Source organism: Botrimarina sp. (assembly GCF_040219535.1).
In the GTDB taxonomy this organism is placed as follows: domain Bacteria; phylum Planctomycetota; class Planctomycetia; order Pirellulales; family Lacipirellulaceae; genus Botrimarina.
On sequence record NZ_JAVJSH010000029.1, the window covers coordinates 177,253 to 197,906 of the forward strand.

The 20,654-nt window shown below is 71.3% G+C and carries 13 protein-coding genes; 6 read left to right on the plus strand and 7 right to left on the minus strand.

The annotated features are described in order from the left end of the window. Positions 1-102: 102 nt before the first annotated feature. Complete coding sequence (locus tag RIC11_RS16950; protein ID WP_350213439.1) at positions 103-2,613, minus strand: hypothetical protein; 2,511 nt, start codon at positions 2,611-2,613, stop codon at positions 103-105. Between the two features lie 498 nt (positions 2,614-3,111). Here RIC11_RS16950 and RIC11_RS16955 point away from each other — a divergent pair, with 498 nt between their 5' ends. Beyond that, positions 3,112-3,513, plus strand: a complete 402-nt coding sequence (locus RIC11_RS16955; RefSeq protein WP_350213441.1) for a fluoride efflux transporter FluC — start codon at positions 3,112-3,114, stop codon at positions 3,511-3,513. 91 nt (positions 3,514-3,604) lie between these two features. Here the strand turns inward: RIC11_RS16955 and RIC11_RS16960 are convergent, their stop codons facing one another. Further along, positions 3,605-4,069, minus strand: coding sequence for an RrF2 family transcriptional regulator (locus RIC11_RS16960; RefSeq protein WP_350213443.1), 465 nt, complete (start codon positions 4,067-4,069; stop codon positions 3,605-3,607). 96 nt (positions 4,070-4,165) lie between these two features. Here RIC11_RS16960 and RIC11_RS16965 point away from each other — a divergent pair, with 96 nt between their 5' ends. Continuing rightward, positions 4,166-4,756 carry a protoglobin family protein gene (locus RIC11_RS16965; RefSeq protein WP_350213445.1) on the plus strand — a complete coding sequence of 197 codons (591 nt, stop codon included), beginning with the start codon at positions 4,166-4,168 and terminating at the stop codon, positions 4,754-4,756. Between the two features lie 42 nt (positions 4,757-4,798). Here RIC11_RS16965 and RIC11_RS16970 read toward each other — a convergent pair whose 3' ends face one another. From RIC11_RS16970 to RIC11_RS16980, 3 genes are all read right to left on the minus strand, one after another. Next, positions 4,799-5,992 carry a cysteine desulfurase family protein gene (locus tag RIC11_RS16970; RefSeq protein ID WP_350213447.1) on the minus strand — a complete coding sequence of 398 codons (1,194 nt, stop codon included), beginning with the start codon at positions 5,990-5,992 and terminating at the stop codon, positions 4,799-4,801. A gap of 129 nt (positions 5,993-6,121) precedes the next feature. Then, positions 6,122-6,769: a phosphoesterase gene (locus tag RIC11_RS16975; protein ID WP_350213449.1), complete on the minus strand. Its 648-nt coding sequence runs from the start codon at positions 6,767-6,769 to the stop codon at positions 6,122-6,124. Positions 6,770-7,125: 356 nt separating this feature from the next. Then, complete coding sequence (locus RIC11_RS16980; RefSeq protein WP_350213451.1) at positions 7,126-13,272, minus strand: alpha-2-macroglobulin family protein; 6,147 nt, start codon at positions 13,270-13,272, stop codon at positions 7,126-7,128. A 266-nt stretch (positions 13,273-13,538) separates the two neighbouring features. Between RIC11_RS16980 and RIC11_RS16985 the strand changes: the two genes are divergently transcribed. Then, complete coding sequence (locus RIC11_RS16985) at positions 13,539-15,086, plus strand: undecaprenyl-phosphate glucose phosphotransferase (RefSeq protein ID WP_350213453.1); 1,548 nt, start codon at positions 13,539-13,541, stop codon at positions 15,084-15,086. A gap of 248 nt (positions 15,087-15,334) precedes the next feature. Here the strand turns inward: RIC11_RS16985 and RIC11_RS16990 are convergent, their stop codons facing one another. Further along, positions 15,335-16,321: a DUF4142 domain-containing protein gene (locus RIC11_RS16990; RefSeq protein WP_350213455.1), complete on the minus strand. Its 987-nt coding sequence runs from the start codon at positions 16,319-16,321 to the stop codon at positions 15,335-15,337. A gap of 203 nt (positions 16,322-16,524) precedes the next feature. Between RIC11_RS16990 and RIC11_RS16995 the strand changes: the two genes are divergently transcribed. Continuing rightward, on the plus strand, positions 16,525-17,964 hold the full coding sequence (locus tag RIC11_RS16995; RefSeq protein WP_350213457.1) for a porin: 1,440 nt from the start codon (positions 16,525-16,527) through the stop codon (positions 17,962-17,964). An 86-nt stretch (positions 17,965-18,050) separates the two neighbouring features. On the opposite strand, the gene queA is transcribed toward RIC11_RS16995, so the two are convergent. Beyond that, positions 18,051-19,118, minus strand: coding sequence for a tRNA preQ1(34) S-adenosylmethionine ribosyltransferase-isomerase QueA (queA, locus tag RIC11_RS17000; RefSeq protein ID WP_350213459.1), 1,068 nt, complete (start codon positions 19,116-19,118; stop codon positions 18,051-18,053). Positions 19,119-19,143: 25 nt separating this feature from the next. On the opposite strand from queA, the gene rsmH reads away from it, so the two are divergent. Together rsmH and RIC11_RS17010 are read left to right on the plus strand one after the other, a co-directional pair. Further along, complete coding sequence (rsmH, locus tag RIC11_RS17005) at positions 19,144-20,124, plus strand: 16S rRNA (cytosine(1402)-N(4))-methyltransferase RsmH (protein ID WP_350213460.1); 981 nt, start codon at positions 19,144-19,146, stop codon at positions 20,122-20,124. A 211-nt stretch (positions 20,125-20,335) separates the two neighbouring features. Continuing rightward, positions 20,336-20,644 (plus strand): hypothetical protein, encoded by a 309-nt coding sequence (locus RIC11_RS17010; protein WP_350213461.1) that lies wholly within the window; start codon positions 20,336-20,338, stop codon positions 20,642-20,644. Positions 20,645-20,654: the final 10 nt, after the last annotated feature.

Sequence of the window (20,654 nt, forward strand, 5' to 3'; positions counted from 1 at the left end):
TCCTCGGACGCGTGGTCGTGCTCGCTGGATCGAGTGGCGTCGGGTGTTCAGCGTTCGGCTTGCAGGTCAGCATAGCCAACCGCAAAGAGCCGACCGCTTCTTTCACCGAACGTAACCCCCCACCTGCACAGCGACGCGTCCCGCAGCGCGCGGCGGGCCGATCGCCAAGCCGAGCCAGCCGTCTTCGATCACCAGCTGATTGGTAGCCAACCCGGTGAGCGCCGCGGCCAGCGGTTCCGGCGTGCGGTGGGTCACCCGCACCAGCGGCACCCGACGCCCCTCGCCCAGCACCTTGCCGAACACGCCGTGCAGGTGCAGGCGGCTCGACGTGCGGAGGCGGCCCTCGATCTGCGGCGTGCCCTCCTGCACGAGCTCGGCGGTCAGCCCGTCGACCTCGGGGCGGAAGTACGTGTGCACGCGGAAGTCGTGGTGCCGGTGGCCGCGGATGTTGATCTCGTCGAGCGAAAGCACCAGGTGCGCCCTGCCCTCCGCGAGGCTGACCCTGACCGGATCGTCCGCCGCGAAGCGGAGCACCACGCCCGGCTCGTGGCTCCCCTCGCGCGGCGCCGCCCCCAGGCGTTGCTCGATCCGCTCGCGCAGCTCTTCCGGCGTGAGGCTCTCGCCCGCAAGGTCGAGCCCGGCGAGCGTGTTGTTGAGCGTCGACTCGTGGAGCTGAACACTCAGCAAGCTGTCCGACGGCGCACGCAACCGAGGCGTATGGGCGGCGAGCTGCGTGTGGTTGGCCAAGCGCAAGCGGCCGACGAGCCGCTGCGGCGTGGTCCGCATCTCGATCGGCTCGATCCTTATGCCGAGGGCCGACGTCCGCAGCGCAAGCTGCTCGTCGTACCGCGAGCGGAGCTCCGTGAGCTGCGTCCGGACCCGATTGTCGAGCGTCTCCCGGGCTTGTTGCTCGACCTTCATCCGGGTCTGGACCGCGGCCCGAGGCCGACGCTCCGCGTACTCGCGGCGGGCGGCCGAGCGGGCGTAGTCGCCGACCAGCGGGATGCGGTCGTAGTCGGTCGCCACGCTGACCAAACGCGAGCCGGTTGTCCGTGCGTCGGCGACTGCCGGCGCCGAGCGGATCCCCTGCGGCGTGACCACGATCAGCTTCTTCGCGGTGAAAACGACCTCCGTCCGGCTGCCCAGCAACGCCGGGCCGCCGCGCGCTTGGGTGTGCGACTCGACGACGCCCCGCGCCTCGAGCCCGATCCGCCACGCAAACGGGTCCGGCGTCAGGCGCAGGTCGATGTCGGTCTGGGTGACCGACTGGCCCCTCACGTTCGCGCCGGCGATGCGGTCGCGGACCGGCGCCTGCACCGGCGCGGGCTCGGGCAGCAGGCGTTCGAGCAGCTCCGCGGCGACCGCGATCCGCAGGTTCGCGTTGCGGTAGTTCTGCTCGATTGCCGCGGCCACCTCCCGGTCGTGCTCGCTCGTCGAAGCCGCCAGCCGCGCCTTCTCGGCGGCGAGCGAGCTGGCCAGGCCCGACGTGGGCCGTTGCTCGTACTGCTCTAGCCGCTGGGCGACCCGCAGCGGCGCCCAAGGCTCGGCGAGCACCACGCCCGGCGCGAGGCCGAGGCCCTCCTTCGACATGGCCCACCGGGCCGACTCGAGCCGACGCTGCGACTCGGCCAAGCCCGGCGTGGGCCCGAGCCGCATGGCGACCACCGCCTGCATCTGCTCGGCGCGCCAGGCGTCGACGCGCCGCCGCACGGCGTAGGCCGCGCGGCGCCACTCGGCCGCGACGCGCTCGTCCCGACGCCGGTCGGCGCCGGTGAGGGCCTCGTCGATCGCGTCGTCGAGCCGCGAGAGCGCCCGATCCGCCGCCCCCTCCGAAACGCCGGCCGCGGCGAGCGTGCGCAGGTGGTAGGCCACGGCCCAAGCCCACGGAGCGACCGCGCGGTCGTCGGCGACCCGGCCGAGCTGCTCGGCGAGCTTCGTCGCGGCCGGGAACGCGCCGTGCTGCGAGCCGCTGGCCAAGTAAGCGGGGATCGTCGCGATGACGCTCGGCGCCACGACCCGTGCGACGGGCTTCGCGGGCCGCGGCGCCGGGGCCGACCGCTGCGCGGAGACCGCCGCTCTGTCGACGATCCGCCGGGCCTGCTGGAGCGACGCCACGACGCGACCGAAGTCGACCCGCGAATCGACCGGGGCGGCGGTCGCGCGGCCGAGCCATTCGGCCGCCGCCAGCGTGTCGATCGGGCCGACCGACCAGCGCCGGCGCTGCGAGCGGCTCACGACCCGCCGTCCGCCGTCGCCGGCCCGCCATTGCGAGGGACCGACCAGGAGGACCACCGCTTCGCGCTGGGGCGCCCGGTAGGCGAACGGCTGCGTCGCGATCTCCGCGATGACCTCTGGCGGGGTCGGCGCGGGGGGCGAGATCGTGAACCGGCGTAGCTCGGGGTCGTCGGCCCGCTTGGCCACATACGGGCTCGCCGGAGCGGGCGCCGCTTCGAGCGGCCATCGCAGCGGCTCGCTGCTCCGGCGGGGCGGCTCCGCGCGGGCGGCTTCCCTGACCCCACGCCCCGTTGTCGCCAGCGCGATGCTCAACCCCAGCGCAGCAGCCGCCACGGCGAATAGGCAAGCCGGAAGGGGTTCGATACGCCGTGGATCCATTGCCGCTGCCTCCTGCAGCCCGTCGCAGCGGCTCGGCCGCTACGCCGCGATCGTTTCCGTTCACACCCGCCGGCACAGCGCGGGGAGAGCCCCATGACGCCAGCGCCAGCATCCGATTGGTAACTTCGGCAAGATGGCGAAACTGTTTGAATCGCGTTGGGTGATCCGAACACGAAGACGGGAATCCCTGCCGGAACAGCCCTACCCCCCCATACAGGGCGGCGACCTTCGGTTGCGGGGAAGCGCATTTTCGAAACGAAACGCGACACTCGCCTCAGAAACGCTGTGTCACGCTTGCGCGCCCCGAAACCGACGCTAACCTATTGGAGGGCAACGGCTTACCGATCCGTTACACTCTGCCATGCTGTGGCGCAACTGTTGCGCAGGCGTGGCGCCGTCGGCTGGCTTGATTGTCCCCGCCGAGCGGCGCCCACGCAGAAGGATTGGCCGCGCTTGGGCAGGCCGGCGTGGGGTCCAGTAACGCGACAACCAGAGCAGATGAACGATCTGACGATGCGGCTGGTCGCCGTAGCGGTAGGCGGGGCGGTCGGCGCGGTGACGCGGTACGGCGTTGGCGCCGGGTGCGTGGCCCTGTGGGGCCCGCGGTTCGGGCACGGCACGCTGGTCGTGAACGTGGTCGGCTGCTTCCTGCTCGGCCTGCTGATGCACGAATCCCTGATCGCGGCAGAACGGTTCGCGCCGGCCTGGCACGCCGGGCTGACCGTCGGCCTGCTGGGGGGCCTGACCACCTTCTCGACCTTCGGCTACCAGACGGTCCGCCACCTCGAGCACGGCGAGACGCTGCTTGCCGTGGCGAACGTGACGCTCAATGTCGTGCTCGGCCTCGCCGCCGCTGTCGGGGGCGTGTGGCTAGGGCGCGCGGTGTGGCCGGCGACCTGACGCCCATCGGCCCGTTGGCGAAGCCGGACCCACGAGCCGGCCCCGCGATGGTCGCTTGCGAAGACCCTCGGAACACCCGGCGGGGGCTGGCTCAATCGCCCGGGGCGACGAGCCCCTCGCACAGCGGGGGAGAATCGGTCGGCTCGGCGAGCACCTCGGCCAAGGTGGTGCTGGCGAACGCGGTCTCGACCGCAGCGAGCGCGCCGTCGAGCCGCCGGTGCAGCGGGCACAGCCGCTTGCCGTGCGACGCGATCCCCAGGGGGCAGCTCTCGATCCGTCCGATCGGGTCGACCGCGTTGACCACGTCGAGGATCGTCAGCTCCTGGGGCGATACGGCCAACGCGACCCCCCCACCCGCGCCGCGCTGCGACTGCAAGAGGCCCGCCCGCACCAAAGCCTGGATCACCTTCGAGAGGTAGGCCGCCGGCGCCCGTGTCGCGTCCGAAAGCTGGGCCGTGGTGCAGCTATCCGGGGCGTTGGCCGCTAGGTGGACGACCGTCCGAAGGGCGTATTCGACGGTTTGGGAGAGCATGGGGTCGTAATTGGAGTTTGACATCCAATTATTCGAGGGGTACCCTTCGGTTGAATTGGACAGGCGTGTCCAAAATAGTTCTCTCCCGCTTGATGTAAAGCCCTTCCCCCACCGCGTGGCATGAAGACGATCGACGAAAAGCGCCTCGAGACCGACCTCGGCGCCCGGTTCGCCTACTTGGCCGACTTCGTTGGCTTTGGAGAAGACGACATCGCGGCGATCCACGCGTCCGCCGAGCACTTGGGGCCGCTTGTGCCCGGGTTGGTCGACGCGGTTTACGACAAGCTGCACCAGTACGACGCGACCTGGCGCCACTTCGTCCCCAGGCAGCACGGGTACGAGGGAGCGACCGCTGGGTCGGTCCAAGCGTTGTCGGTGGACTCCGAAACGATCCGCTTCCGCAAGCAGCACCTGGGGCGCTACCTGCAGAAGCTGGTTACCTCGCCGTACGACGCCGGGATGGTCGCGTACCTCGACCGGGTCGGCGCGATGCACACGCCCGGCGCCGGCAGCCCGGTGATCAACGTGCCGCTGGTGCAGATGAACGCCCTGATGGGCTTTGTCGCCGACGCGCTGGTCGCAACCATTGCGTCGCTCGGCCTGCCGCGCGAGGCCGAGGTCGCCACGCTGCGGGCGTTCAACAAGTTGTTGTGGCTACAGAACGACTTGATCAACCGGCACTACGCCGATGCGGCCAAGGCCGCGGCCTAGCGTCGCCCCCGCAGCGCACGCCGGCCACGAACGCACAGCCCGCTACGCGAGCGCACGGACCCGGGCCGCCGCGGCCGCCAGCGCTTCGACGGCCGTGGCCACGTCGGCCTCGGTGTTGAAGCGGCCCAGCCCGATGCGGAGGGTAGCGCGGGCTTGGTCTTCGGTCAGGCCCAGCGCGGTGAGCACGTGGCTCGGCGCGGGGTCGGTCGAGCTGCACGCGGCGCCGCTGCTCAGCGCGAGCGTCGGCGCGGCGAGCATCAGGGCCTCGCCATCGAGGCCCGGCAGCGCGAAGCAGAGGTTGTGGGCCAGGCGGATAGGTTGGCCGTCGTCGCTTGTCTGGTCGAGCCCGGGTCCGACGAGGCGGGCGCCTTCGATCCGGCGCTCGAGCCCCTCCCACAGCCGGTCGCGGAGCGCGGCCAGCCGGCGCGACTCCTCGGGGCGGGCCGCCTCGCACAGCTCGATCGCCCGGCCGAAGCCGACGATCCCCGGCGTGTTCAGCGTGCCGCTGCGGCGGCCCCGCTCTTGGCCCCCGCCGGCGATTTGGGCGTCGAGACGCACGATCGGATCGCGGCGGCGCACGTACAACGCGCCCACGCCCGGCGGCCCGTAAAGCTTGTGCGCGGTGAAGCTCATCAAGTCGACGCCTAACTCATCGACCTTCACGTCCCGCTTGCCGACCGCTTGGGTGGCGTCGCAGTGCAGCAGCACGCCCCGCTCGCGGCACGCCTGGGCGATCCGCCGGATCGGGTGGACCACGCCGATCTCGTTACTGGCGAGCATGACCGACACCAGGCAGGTCCGCTCGGTGATCGCGTCGGCCACGCGCTGCGGGTCGAGCCAGCCGGCGCGGGGCGAGCCGTCGGGCTCGACATCGAGCAGCGTGACCTCGTAGCCGCGCTTGGCGAGCCGCGCGAGCGGGTCGAGCACCGCGCGGTGCTCCGTGGCGACGCTCACCAAGTGGTCGCCGCGCCGACGCTCGCGCTCGGCCACGCCGCGGATCCCCAGGTTGTTGCTCTCGGTCGCGCCGCTGGTGAAAACGATCTCCTCGGGCGCGGCGCCGATCGCCGCGGCGATCGACCGCCGGGCGGCGTCGATCGCCTCGCGCGCTCGTTCGCCGTAGGCGTGGAGGCTGCCCGCGTTGCCGAAACGCTCGGTGAGCCACGGCAGCATCGCTTCGACGACGCGTGGGTCGCAGCGCGTCGTGGCGTGGTTGTCGAGGTAGATGACGTCGTCCATATGCGACGTATTGTACGCCGTGCCCGCCAGCGGGGAGTGGCGTCCCCTCGACGCAGCCCCGGAGGGGCGGCAGCGCGTAGCCGGGGGCGCGAGCCCCCGGTCCAGGGTGGCTCAGCCCAGCACTTAGCCTTAGCCCAGCACCGCCCGGGCGGCGATCTGGGACCACGTTTCGTAGTGGTCGAGCTCGGCGAGGACGCGGTCGGCGGGGACGAAGCTCCCTTCGGCCAGGTCGGGCTCGGCCGACGCGACGCGCGGCGCCTCGAGGTCCAGCACGTGCAGCACGCCGAGGTGGACCTGGCCCACGGGGGTCGAGTCGTCGTTGATCAGGCCGATCAAGCGCTCGGTGTGCGGCGCGTCGATGCGGACCTCTTCGGCCAGCTCACGCTCCAGTCCGCGGCGGTAGAGGCCGTCGTCGCGGCCGGCGACCTCGTGAGCGGCGTCGTCGGTCGAGATGTGCCCCCCCACGCCGAGGCTCCGCTTGGCGTGCAGGCGCGACTCGCCACCGCCGCCGCCGCGGGTGTAGCTGAACACGTGCGCGCCGCCGCTGGGGTCGGAGTAGCGGAGCACCACGTAGGGGATCAGCTGCTTGTAGCTGGGGTCCTCTTCCATCGCGCTGCGCGGGCGGTAAGCGAGCCGGTCGCTCCGCAGCAGGGGCTGAAGGTAGCGGTCGATGTCGGCCGAGAAGCCTTGGAATCGGCCCAGTTCGTCCAGCACCGACGCGGGGACGACGAGCACCTGTTCTTCGGCGATACGGCTTCGGGCGACAGCGGCGGGCACGGCGAGCTCCTTCTCGGGTAGGCGGGTCAAGGGCCTACGAGTCTCACGCAAAGCCGCGGAGGCGCAAAGGGCGTGGCCGGCCGCGCTCGAGCCGACGGCACGCGCAGCCCCCCGAAGCCCCGAACGGGCAAGCGCCCCCAAGCCCCGCCAGGGGCGACAGCATCTCCGCTGCCGTGAGCGCTGTCGCCCCTCCGGGGCTCTCGATCGCGCGTTGGCCGGCCATCCGGGGGCTCGCGCCCCCGGCTATGCGCTGTCGCCCCTGACGGGGCTTGCCGTCTGCCGTCTGCCGTCTGCCGGCCGTCGGCGGTTGGCTGGGGCGCGCCCGGTTCGGCTTGGCGCCGCCGTTACGGCCTGGCTCACTCCGGCCGGTCCTCGACGGCGATCTTGATCTCGTTGCTGTTGCCGCGGAGGTCGGGGGCGTACATCGCGCTGATCTGGGCCGGGAGGGCCGAGAAGCGGCCGGGGGTTTCGGCGCGGAGCCGGTAGGTCACGGTCCGCTCGCCGCGCGGGAGCACCCGGTCGTAGAAGCAGACGGTCTCGTCGCGGAACTCCACGTACGCGCCCAGCGCGTTGCCGTTGTAGCCGCTGCGGACCTCGACCGGCTCGAAGCCGGCCGGCTTGTGGTCTTCGATCACGAGGTACTCGTAGTCGTTCTTGCTTGAGATCGTCAGTTCGACCTCCACGAGGTCGCCGCTCTGGACCTCGCCCAGGTTGGGCACGTCGACGCGGCGGTAGTTCTCGACCGCGACCGAATAGGCCTGGCCGCGCTTGTCGACGTCGGCCGCCTGCTCCTCGACGGGCACGAGCTTCTGGACGCGGCGGCTCACGCGCACCTCGAGCCCCGCGGCGCGGAGGTCGTCCTCGAGCGAGAAGTTCGTCAGCGACGCGCCGGCGTACAGGCGGCCCTCGCCGGTCTTGCGGAGCTCCAGCGTGTGGCGGCCCGCGGAGAGCTCCTCGCCGGCGAGCACGAAGCGCCCGTCGAAGCGGAGCGCGCCGGCCGCGTCGAAGCGCTCGGTCTGGCGCTTCTTGCCGTCGAGCCAGACCTCGACGGTCCCCTCGGCGGCGGCCTCGCCGCTGGCGCGCACGTAGTCGGCCATCGCTTCGACGACCAGCGCGGTGTCGCGCGTGCTGTTCCAGCGGGTCGCGTGGCGGCGGTTGGCGAGCAGGTACTTGACCAGCTTCGGCGCCAGCTCGCCCCGCGGCTCGGTAGCCGCGAGGAGCTTGAGGAAGTAGGCGTGGGCCTCGTACTCGGCGCCGTACCAGAGCCACCAGTAGCCGCCCGGCAGGTCGAGGTAAGCGGTCTGGTTTTCGTCGTCCGTGCGGACGAACTGCTTGAGGTTCCGCAGCACGGTCGCTCGGCGGTCGGCCGAGTCGTCGCGCGTGGGCTGGTCGCGGGTCGCGTCGACGTGCAGCGCCATGCCGAGCGTGGCGAGGCTGTACGGCGCGAGCTGCAGCCGGTCTTCGTACAGCCGGCCGAGCATCCCTTCGCTGGGGCGGCCGCCGCGGCCGAGGGTCAGCTCCACCAGCGCGTCGAGGTTGTCGGCGTGGCGCTTGTAGGGCTTGTCTTTGTCGAGCCGGTTCCCTTCGTCGTCCGCGTTGGCGAGCGCGGCGAGTTGGCGATCGCGGTACGCGGCGAGCCAGTCGTAGCCGCGGGAGAGCACCTCGTCCGGCACGGCGACGCCGGCCTCCTTGGCGATCCCAAGCCCGCGGGCGACCACGGCCGTGGTGTGGGGGCTGCTGTGCTCGCCCAGCCCGCTGAACCAGCCCCAGCCGCCGTCGGCGAGCTGCATCTGCACCAGGCGGTTCACGCCTTGCCGGACGATCTTGTCTAGCTCATTGGGGTCGAAGACCGGGTTGGGGCGGTCGGGGGGCTGGGGCCCGTTGGCCTCGCCCTCGGCCGGCTTGAGGTCGGCCAGGTCGACGCCGAGGTCCGAGATCGTCTGCCGCACGATCACGGCCGGCAAGAAGCGGTTGAGCGTCTGCTCGGTGCAGCCGTGCGGGTACTCGATCAGGTAGGGGAGCGTGTCGAGCATCGCGCCGACGAGCGTCGGGGAGTAGCGGACATCGAGGCGCGTGGCCTCGGGGCGGCGATTCTCGGGCACGACGAGCGTGAAGGTCGTGAGGCCCTCGTCCGGCGCGATGACCGCGCTGAACGAGTCGACGATCTCGGCGCCGTGCACGAGCACCGGCAACTCGAGCTGCATCGCGTCGGACAGCGGGGGCTCGCCGTCGGCGACGGCGATCGCGCGGACCGTGACCCGGCCGGCCGCCGACGCGGCCACCCCCCAGTCGACGAGCCGCTCCTCGCCCGCGCCGATCGTCACCGAGCGCTCCGACGACTCGCGCACGCTGAGGGCTTCGCCGTCGACCTCTAGCCGCACGCGCACCGAGAGCTCGCGCGACGATTGGTTCTGCACCAATGCGGAGAAGGTCGCCCGGTCGCCGTCGACCAAGAACCGCGGCGTGCGTAGCCGGACCATCAGGTCCTTGCGCGTGACGACCTCCGCTTCGCCCTGGCCGACCCGCAGGCCCGGCGCGATGGCCCACGCGCGGACCTTCCACGAGGTGAGGCTCTCCGGCAGGGGCATCGCTAGCTCGGCGAAGCCGTCCTTGTCAGTCTCGACCGACGCGACCCACAGCGCGGTGTCGGCGAAGTCCTTGCGGACGGCAACCTCGGGCGCGGCGGCGCCGGTCGCTTTGCTGACCGGAAGATTAACGTATAGATCGGCGAACCCGTCGGCTTCGGCCATCGCCGGCGCCGACGCGGGAGTCGCCCGCGACATCAGCATCTCTTGATAGAAAGGCGCCCGAACGTGGCCCGCCGCGAAGCCGCCCCGCCGGGGTACGACATCGCCGAACACGCCGAGCGACTGCATCATCGGCACGCCCTCGGCCGTGACGGGCCATTCTTGGCGGTCGAGGTTGTGGCTGGTGGTGGGGGAGTGTTGGCGCTTCCAGTCCCAGAAGCGCTCGCGGATGTCGCCGCCGGAGGGGCCGCCGGCGATCGCCTCGACGCTGCGGTCGTACACGGCGAGCGTCGCCGCGCCGACGACCGGCTCGCCGGCCGAGTCGGTCAGGCGGACCTGCAGCTTGCCCTTCTCGCCGGGCAGGTAGGCCTTCGCCGAGGGGGAGGCCTCGACCTTAAGCACGCGCGACTCGGGCGGCACGACGAGCTGCTTGGCCGCCACGTGCAACTCGCCGTCGGCGACGGTCGTCGCTTCGACGTAGAAGTTCGGCAGGTCGCCGGCGGTCACGTCGAGCTCGACCAGCGTGCTCTTGCCCTCCAGCTTGAGCACGCGCGGCTTGCCATACACCCCCCCCACAGGGCGCACGTAGAGGCTGACGGTGGAGCCCGCGCGGTCGGTGTTGATGAGCAACCGGGCCGTGTCGCCGGGCGCGTACTCGGCTTTGTCGGGGATCACTTCCAGCGCGTTGTAGCGGAACTGGCCGCCGTCGAAGCCGGGGCCGCGGATCGTAAACAACACGCCCCCTTCGACGCCGGCGTCCGCCGCGGCGCTCTTGTAAACCAAGCGGTAGCGGCCCGCCTCGGAGGCCTTGAGCCGCATCGAAGCCGCGCCCGAGTCGTCGGTGGGCAGGGTCCACGACTCGACAAGTTCTTCTTTGGGGTCGACGAGCTTGGTTGGCTGGCCGTCGGGCGGGAGGGGGGTCGGGCTTTGCGGCGGCAAGACCTTCAGGAGCCGCAGCTCGCCGCCGGCCGCGACGGGCTGGCCGTCGGGGCGGCGGACCGCGATTTGGGCGCGGATCGTGTCGCCGACGTCGTAGAAGCCGCGCGACAGCCACACGGTCACGTCGACCGGCCGGCGGGCGGCCAGCACGCTGCCCGAGCCGGTGATCGTCCGCCGCCCGGCGTCGGTCACCTCGGCGGTGATCTCGTACTGGTGGTCGACGTCGGGCAGGCGCTGCTTCGCCGGATCGGTGTCGATCGGCAGCCCGAAGCGCCCCTGGGAGTCGAGGGTGGCTTCGCCTTGGGCGACGACCTCGGGCGGGCCGCTGGGCTGGGGTAGCCACGGCGGGAGCGGTCCTGGGCAGCCCCAGCGGCCCCAGTCGGCGCGGTACGGCGCGTCTTGGCCGAGCCACGCGTAGCCGCGGCCGTACAACCAATCCCACGGGCGGGGCGGCAGCCAACGGTTCGACTTGCGGGTGCGGACCACCTTGTACTTGACCCGCGCCCCGGCGACCGGCGCGCCGCTGTAGTAGTTGGCGCGCACGACGGTGTCGAACGTCTCGCCGAGTCGGGTCGGCTCGTCCGGCGCGTCGACGAAGACCTCGAACTCCGGCTTGCGGTACTCCTCGACGCGGAAGCCGCCGCTGCCGAAGCCGACCACGTCGATCCGGTACACGCCGAGGGTGGCGGCCTCGGTCGTCGGCAACGTCCCGGCGAGCGCGCCGTACTGGTCGGCGGTCAGACGCTTCGTGGCGAGCTTGTCGCCGCGGGCGTCGTACAGTTCGACCTTGAACTCTTTGTGGGCGAACTCGGACGGCTGGGCGTCGGGGCCTGAGTCGACCGACGCCAGGTAGTCCGGCCGTCCGATCCAGACGCGGTAGTTCACCGTGTCGCCGGGTCGGTAGACGGGCCGGTCGGTGACGACGAACGTGCGCGGGTTTTGGGGCGGGTCGGCGTCCGCTTGGCTCCGCCAGATCCCTTCGAATCCGAGGTGGGCGAGGCGGCCCTCGTCGGTCGTCGCCACGGCCAGCCACGTGTACGGCGGCTCGCCCTCGGGCGGCGCCAGGTCGAGCACCGCGAGGCCGCCGGCGTCGGTCGCGGCGACGCGGCGCGTCGTTTCGACCCGCGGCGGCCGCTGCCCGCCGGGCAGCCGGTCGCGCTGCTCGCGGTAGCCGAACAGGTCGAGCGTCGCCGCGTTGACCGGCGCACCGCTCTGCGCGTCGAGCGCCTGGTAGATCGCGCCGCTGTCGGTCGGCTTGCGAACCAGCGCGGTGTCGGCGATCCACACGACGACGTTCAGCTTGGCGCCGTCCTCCCCTTCGCCCTTGGGGGTGGCGGTCACCAGGTAGGCGCCGGCGTTCTGCAGCGGCGAGGCGATCGCCGCGGCGCCGTCGTTGTGGCGGGGCGGCGTTTCTACCTCGGCCGACCACTCGGCGACGGTCTCGCCCAGGTAGCGCTCGCCGTCGGCGTGGACCAGGCGCCAGCCGATCTGTTCGACCTGGAGGTCGCGGCGGTTGTAGTCCTCCGGCGGGTTGGTGAGCACCTCGCGCACGTCGGCGAGCAGCTTCGCTACGTCGACCCGCTTCGCCGTGAAGCCGATCTGCGCGGCGTTGCGGTGGGTGATACGCAGCGTGGCGCCGCGGCCGGCCGGTTGGGGCGTGGTCGACTCGAACCGGACCCACGGGTCGACGATCTGCGAGAGGTTGGACCGCCACCGCTCACGCTGCGACTCGTCGTCGGCCTGCTCGAGCGCCTGCCGCGCGGCCTCGGCCGCTTTGGAGCGTTGGTTGCGGTTCAGGTAGATGTCGTGCAGCGTGGACCAGTCTTCCACCTCACGGAACATCTCGACGAACCGGTGGCCCTCCGGCAGCGTGAACCGCCGCACGCCCGTGGCGAGCCGGGCGATCGTTTCGGAGTCGGCGAGGGTCTCGACCGCCAGGGCGGAGGTCTCGTCGGAGGGGCCGTCGTCGGCGGCGGCGGCGGGGCGGAACCAGCCTTGCTGGACGAGCGACTGCACGCCGAACTGCTCGCGCAAGAAGTACGCGTACTGTAGGGTCATCCCGTCGGCGAGCTCGGGCCGTCGGCGGGCGATCTCGGCCATGGTCCAGCGCCAGCGCTCGCCGTCGCTCTTGGCGGCCTCCCAGCCGGCGGGGACCTCGTAGAGGACCGGCATGTCCCCCTGGGCGGTGACCGGCGGGTCGCTCGGCGCGACCGACGCGTTCCAACGCGGGTCGGGCTCCGGCAGCTCGGCCCGGAGGTCGGTGAGCAGCTGCAGCCGCCAAGCAAAGTCGCCGCGGCGGTTGTCGACGAGCGCCTCGCGGAGGGTGTCCAGCGCAAGGTGCGCCCAGCGGCTCTCGGCGTCGTCGACGAGGCCGAGCACCCGCTCGCCGAGGCGGAGCACGCGCACGCGGTCGGCTTCTTCGATCGAGAGGGTCGCGCCCCGCCCCCGCTGTTGGCCGCGCCGGAACTCGCCGGCGACCTCGTGCCCGTAGCTGGGCGTGCTGCGGTAGGCCTGCATGGCGGCGACGAGCATCTCGGGGCTGTCGCCGTAGCGGTCGACAGCCTGCTCGACGAGCGGGTCGAAGCCCTCGAGCCGGCCGAGCTGCCGCAGGCACTCGGCCGCGTCGCGCAGGTCGTCGCCGACGGCTTGCCCGGAGTCGAGCCTCAGGCGGGCGATCTTCAGCGCGTCGGCCCAGTGTCCCTCTTTCATTGCGTCGGACACCGCTTGTCGAGAAGAGTCGGCAGGCCCCGCGCCCATCAACGCCGCGCCGACCACCATCAGCCCAAGTCCGAGAACCGCCGCGCGAGCGTGTTTCACCGCCGCCCCTTCTGGTTAGAGACCGCCCTGTTCCGCCCGGGGGAGTGCCGCGGTGGCCCGGTGGGGGTTCGGGAATCTCGTCAAATCCGTTTTTCCGGGCCTTCCGACTCGGTCGACTCAGCCGACGCAGCCGTCGCAACCCGCCTGTGGCCTAGAGGCTACGGCATACGGACGCCGGCCGGCAACGAAGAGTTTCGCCCGGTTCGCGACCTAGCCTTTCCGGCGCCCCGCTGCGACGCCCCCCGACGCCAGGAGTCCGCCCGCCGATGTCCTCGATCCACCGCGGCATCCGATCCGCGCCGAGCCTCGTTTCGAGCCTGCACCGGGTGATCGACGCGGCGGCGATCGCGGCCGTTTCGTGGGCGGCCGCGAGGCTCACCCCCGCCGGCGGCGACGCCGGGCACACGCTCGTCAACGAGTGGCTGGCCGCCACCACGGCCGCGGTCGTCGTGTTCCACGCGGTCAGCGAGCTGACGGGCGTGTACCGATCCTGGCGTGGCGCGCGCCTGCGGGGCGAATTGGGGTGCCTGGCGCTCACCTGGGCCTACACCGTGGCGGCGCTGCTGGGGATCGGCCTGCTGACCGCGTACAACGCGCGCTTCACCTACGAGACGAAGGTCGTGTGGGTGCTGCTCACCCCGCTGGTCATGGTCTGCCTGCGGGGCGTGCTGCGCTCCGTGCAGCGGCGCCTGCAGGCGGACGGGTGGAACACCCGGCGGGTGGCGATCTGCGGCGCGAACGAGCTGGGCGTGCAGCTAGCAAAGAACCTGGCGGCGGCGCCGGAGCTCGGCCTGAAGCCGGTCGGCTTTTACGACGACCGCTACAAGGAGCGCCGCAAGAAACCCGACCGCCGCAGCGGCAGCGACCGCGTCGGCGCCGAGCGGCGCGAGGCCGCCACGCCCGACCGCCGGCAGGCCGACGTGGCCTCCGCGGCGCGGCGCACCGAGGTCCCCGCCGAGTTGGGCGCCGTCGTCGGCGGCGTGAGCGAGCTGATCGCCGCGTGCCGCGCGGGCGAGATCGACACGGTCTACCTCACGTTCCCCATGCGGGCAGAAAACCGCTTGCGCGACGTGCTCAACCGGTTGGCGGACACCACGGCCGACGTGTACATCGTGCCGGACTTCTTTGTGTTCGAGCTGCTGCACGCGCGGCTGACGAACGTGGGCGGGCTCCCCGCGGTGAGCATCCACGAGAACCCGCTGTTCGGGATCGACGGGTTGCTGAAGCGTTGCTTCGACCTAGTCGCGGCGCTGGTGCTGCTCGCGCTGCTCTCGCCGGTGTTGCTGGCTTGTGCGGCCGCGGTGAAGCTCACGAGCCGCGGCCCCGTCATCTTCCGGCAACGCCGCTACGGCCTCGACGGCCGGGAGATCTGGGTCTGGAAGTTCCGCAGCATGCGGCAAGAGGCCTGCCAGAGTGGCTCGGCGGGCGCCGAGGTGAAGCAAGCGACCAAAGACGACCCGCGCGTGACAAGCGTCGGCGCGCTGCTGCGGAAGACCTCGCTCGACGAGCTGCCGCAGTTGTTCAATGTGGTTGGCGGCTCGATGAGCCTCGTGGGGCCACGGCCGCACGCGACCGCCCACAACGAGCAGTACCGCACGCTGATCGACGGCTACATGCTCCGCCACAAGGTGAAGCCGGGCATCACCGGCCTCGCCCAAGTGATGGGCTACCGCGGCGAGACCGACACGCTCGACAAGATGCAGGGGCGCGTAAAGTACGACCACGAGTACATCCGCACGTGGAGCTTCTCGATGGACCTGGAGATCCTCTGCCGCACGCTGTGGGTCGTGCTGGGGCGGAAGAACGCCTATTGAGGAGTGAGGGAAGAGGGAAGAGGGGTGAGGGGTGAGGGGTGAGGGGTGAGGGGTGAGGGAAGCGAGCCTGCGACGTCAGTCGTAGGTGGAATCACCAAGAGACCCAGCGCCGCTGCTGGCCCGCGAGCCCGCGGCGCAAGCCGGGGGGAGCACCCGTCGGCGCATACAAAGAGCGGGCGTGCTCGGCCGCTCGCTTGAGCTTCCGGCACGCCCGCGGGGCGAGTCTCGGCGGCTGAGCCGCTGGGCGATCAGTTGATCGCGCGTTGGTTGCTCGACTGCGAGTCGCTCAGTTGCTGGGCGAGCTGCTTCGCCTTCTCGAGGTGGTCGGCGACCTTCCGCTCGGCCTCCTGGACGACCTGCGAGAACTGTTGCGGGCCCGTGTCGCGGATCGCGGTCAACTCGGAGTGGTACCAAGTGAGCGTGCCGACCTGGGCCGCCACGAAGCACTTGTCGAATTCCTTGCCCTGCTTTTCGCGGAGCATCTGGACCGTCGCTTGGTGGTTCTCCTCCGCCGCGCGGCGGGTGATGTCCATCAGCTTCTGCGCGGCGCCGTCGAGGAAGTCGCCGCGGGGGGCCGACTGCCCTGCGCGGGCGGCCTGCTGGCCCGCGAGGCCGAGGTTCTGCGCGTCGCGGTTCTGCTGCTGATCGCGCATCTGATTGTTGCGCGCGGGGCTATTCTGACCGAGGGCGTTCTCGGCCAGCGGGTTGGCGTCTTGGCCGGGCGTCTGGATGCCGAGGTCGACCCGGTCGCGGTTCTGGACCTGCGAGCGGTTGTCCTGCCGCATCGAGCGCGACGACTGGTCCGACGCGAACGACGCGTCGACGGTCTTCACGCCGGGCATCGCTTGCTTCAACTGCTGGTTGAGCTGCTGGTAGCTCTGTTGGACCTGCTGGGCGAAGTCCTTCACCTGCTGGTTCTCGGCTTGCTGCGCAGCCATCTCACCCAGCGCGACCTGCGATGCGTTGCACAGGTTCATCTTCGCGGCGAGGTAGTTGACCAGTTCTTGGTCGGTGCCGGCCTGCTGCATGCCGCCCTGCGGCCTCTGCTGTTGGCCCGCTTCGCCTCGGTAGTTGGACCTGCGCTGCTCGACGCCTGGCTGGCGGTCGAGCGCGTTGTCGGCTTGGTCGTCGGCTTGGCGGCTCGGCGGGTTGACGCCGCCGATTTGCGCCAGCGCCGGCATCGGCGCCAGCATCGCGGCGGCCGTCGCGGCGATCGCCAGGTTCATGATCTTCATCGTTGTTTTCCTGTGGTTTGTGCCTTGCGTGGCTCAGCAGCGCGGAACGGGAGATCGTTCGACTGGCGGCGCCGAGCTTTGGGGGCCTCTTGAGGCAAAGGCCATGCCCTTGAGCTCCCATGGCCTCGGATTTGTTCCGAAAGTGAGAGCAGAACCAGCGACACAGCGGAGCGCTCCGCGCGGCCGACGCCGATAAGTGCCGTGTGAACGCACTCCGATGGCCACTGATCGTTCTGATTGCGTCGCTAGCGGTCGCGGCGCCGGCGCAGCAGGCAACAACGGCGCCGGGCCCCCAGCCCGCCGAGGCTGCGCCGCCGACGCTCGCGCCGGTGTTGCTGCCGCCGGTTCCGCAAAGCGAACCGACGGGCGCTTACCGGCCGCTGATCGGTGTGGCTTCCACGGACGCCGACGGCGCGCAGGGCCCGCAGTACGAGGTGGGGGCGGTGTTCGATAAGGGGATCTTCATCCGCGGCGTCGACTCGGACCGCGACCCCTACTCGCTCTACATCGGGGCCCGCCTTCAACTGCGGTACACGGGCTTCGCCCGCGACGAGGAGACCTGGACCGACGCGGCCGGCGTGTCCCGCCCGGTCCGGAACCGCAACAACTTCGACTCCGAGCGGCTGCGGCTCAACCTGCAGGGCACGGCGATCGACAAGGACCTGTCGTACTACCTCATCTTCGACGGCGACTCGGACGGGGGCTCGAACGTCGACCAGCTGGCGTACATCGTCACCTACCGGTTCGACGACGCGTTGCAGGTGCGGCTCGGCCGCTGGAAGGTGGCGAGCGACCGGGAGTGGTTGCTGTCGAGCCGGTTCCTCTCGCTCGTCGACCGCTCGATGGCCACCGAGTTCTTCCGCGTCGGCTTCAGCGACGGCGTGTGGCTGTTGGGAGAACTCGAGGGCGGCTGGTTCTACGAGACCTCGCTCACCAACGGGCTCCGCACGAGCACCCGCCAGCCCTTTAACCTGGACAACAACCTCGGCTGGGCGGCGACGGTCTACGCCGACCCGCTGGGGCCCTACGGAGCGGGCCTAGGGGACTACGAGTGGCACGAGTCGCCGGTGGTGCGCTACGGGGCGAGCCTCGCTTACGACCGATCGACCGACCGGGAGGACGCGGGATTCCCCCTCGGCGACAACAACTTCTTGCGGCTATCGGACGGCACCCGCCTGGCGGACGTGGGGGCGCTGGGGCCGGGGTCTCGGGTGCTGAGCGACAGCGTCCTCGAGGCGGCGGCCGACTTCGCGGTGAAGTGGTGCAGCTGGGGCGTGTCGACCGAGGTGTTTCTCCGCTCGATCCACGACATCCGCGCCGACGGACCGATCGACCGCGACCAAGTGACCGATTACGGCTACCGGCTCGACGTGGGGAAGTTCTTCGTGCCCAAGCGGCTGGATGGCTGGGCGCGGCACTCGCACGTGGCGGGGCCTCTGGGGAACGCCAACGAGTTCGCCCTCGGTTTCAACTACTACTTCGGAGATATCGGCAGCGGCGACAACGACCTGTCGGACCTCGTCAACAAGTTCTCGATGGACGTGACGCTCGTCGATGGCTCGCCGGTGACCACCACCACGGCCGACCTGATCGCCGGCGACGACGGCCTGCTGTTGCGGACCCAGGTGCAGATTGGGTTCTGAGCGGCAGCGGTCATTGGTCAGTGGTCAGTGGCGGTGCTGCGGCTGCAACGACGTCGGACCTCCCGCATCTGGTCCTTCCTCTCGCCTTACAGGATCAGCATCGCGTCGCCGTAGCTGTAGAAGCGGTAGCGCTGGGCGATCGCTTCTTCGTACGCGCGGCGGACGAGCTCGGCGCCGCCGATCGCTTGGACCATGAGCAACAGCGTGGTCCGCGGGAAGTGGAAGTTGGTCATCAGCGCGTCGACCGCGCCGAACGCGTAGGGGGGGCGTATGAAGAGGTCGGTCTCGCCGCGGAAGGGGGCGACCGCTTGGCCGGGGCCGGCGTGGGCCGTGGCCGTTTCTAGCGTGCGCACGCACGTGGTGCCCACGGCGATGATCCGGCCGCCGTCGGCGCGGGTCGCGTTGATGCGGCGGGCGGCGTCGTCGCCGAGCTCGCACCACTCGGCGTGCATCTCGTGCGTGTCGGCCGACTCCTTGATCGGCCGGAACGTGCCGAGCCCCACGTGCAGCGTGACCGCGGCGAAGCCGACGCCGCGCGACTCCAGGCGGCGCATCAAGCCCTCGGTGAAGTGCAGGCCGGCGGTCGGGGCGGCGACCGCCCCGGGCTTGCGCGCGAAGACCGTTTGGTAGCGAGCCGTGTCGTCGTCGACCATCTGCCCGCCGCGGATGTAGTGCGGCAGCGGCGTGCGGCCTACGGCGGCGAGGACCTCGTCGATGGGCGGGTCCCCTTCGGGGCGGGCCAGCCACTGGCCCTCGTCGAGCTTCTCCAAGAGCCACAGGCGGCGGGAGTCGCGGTTGTCGCGGTCGAGCAGCGTCACCGCCTCGGGCGGGTGGAGCTTGCCGCGGGTCTTGCACACCAGCCGCCAGTCGCCGCCGGGCTCGGCCGACAAGAAGAGGCCCCGCCACGCGCCGCCGGTCGTTTCGCGGCGGCCGACGAGCGTCGCCGGGATGACCCGCGTGTCGTTGAGGACCAAGCGGTCCCCCGCGCTCAGCAGCTCGGGGAGGTCGCGCACGTGGTAGTGGTCGATCGACTGCCGCTGGCGGTCGACCACCATCAGCCGCGCGTCGGTGCGGTTGGCGAGCGGCTCCTGCGCGATCAGCTCGCGCGGCAGGTCGTAGTCCATCAGCAGCGGGTCGATGTCGTGCTCGGGCATCGGTGGCTCGTTCGATTGGGATCGGATGACCATCGTACGAGGCATCCGGCCGGGCGACGATGGGCCGCCGACCGGCTACGATCGGCGCACCCCCGGCCCGTCATCCCTAGTCGTCCAAAACGAGACCCGCTTGAGCACGGTCCACGTGAGCGTGATGCCCCACGAGTCGGTCGAGGCCCTCGCGCCGCGGCCCGGGGGGGTGCTGCTCGATGGCACGCTCGGCGGCGGGGGGCACACCCGTTTGCTAGCAGAGCGTGTCGCGCCCGACGGGCGAGTCATCGCGCTGGATCGCGACCCCGACGCGGTGCGGCGTGCCGAAACCGCGCTGGCGGGGCTTCCGGTTCTGGTCGCGTGCGCGAGCTACGCCGAAGCGCCGGAGGTCGTCGCCGAGGCGGGGCTCGGGCGGCTCGACGGGGTGCTGCTCGACCTGGGGTTGTCGAGCGACCAGCTCGAAGACCGCCAGCGTGGCTTCAGCTTCCACGCCGACGGCCCGCTCGACCTGCGGTTCGACCCGACCGAAGGCAAGCCCGCCTCGGCGTTGGTGGCCCGGCTGTCGGCAGAGCACCTGGCCGACGTGATCTACCGCTACGGCGAGGAGCGGATGAGCCGGCGGATCGCGCGGGCGATCGTCGAGCGCCGGCGCCAGCGGCCGGTCACAACGGCCGGCGACCTGGCCGACATCGTCCGCCGCGCCGTGCCGAAGAATTACGACCCGCGGCTCGACCCGGCGACGCGCACATTTCAGGCGCTGCGGATCGCTGTGAACGAAGAGCTGTCTCACCTGGAACGCGCGCTGGAGCGGCTGCCGGCGTTGCTGGCGCCGGGTGGCCGGATCGCGATCATCAGCTTCCATTCGCTGGAGGATCGCTTGGTAAAGACCGCGTTTCGCCAGGACGAGCGGCTGCGTGTCGTGACGCCCAAGCCCCTCCGCCCGTCGGCCGAGGAGGTCGCGCAGAACCCGCGGTCGCGCAGCGCGAAGCTCCGTGTGGCTGAAAGGCCCGAGTGACGTGATGGCTCGGCGGCAGCGAGATAGGCGGGGTGGGCAATTTCGGCGAGCGGCGGGGGCGAAGGGATCGGCCATCGGGTCGATTCGTCTTCCGCCGACCGGCCCGCGGCGCCGATGCAACGAAGGGCGCCGGGGCCGTCCGGATTTGTTTGTCGTTGACAACCCGCAGTGGGCCTGCCAAAAGGCCCGATCTATGCACGCCGCCGCCGAAATGCGATCGACCCGCGACGAGGCCCGCGCACGCAAGCGCGACGCGGTCGCGGCGGCCTGGGTCCTCTCGTCGGTGACCGTGCTGGTGCTGGTGATCGGCGTCCTCGTGATCCGCAGCACGGGCCCTGTGCCGAGGCAGCGCTTGCGTGTCGAAGCGGCCAGCGTGACCACGCCCGCGGCGAAGCCGTCGAGGCGTTCGGCGGAGCAGGCGATCCTGGCGGAGCCGGCGCCGTACGCGCCGCAGCCCGCGGCGGCGCCCGAGCCGGCGACCGCCCACCGGCCGCCGCCGTTCGAGCTGCGCCGCAACTGACGCGCGGTCG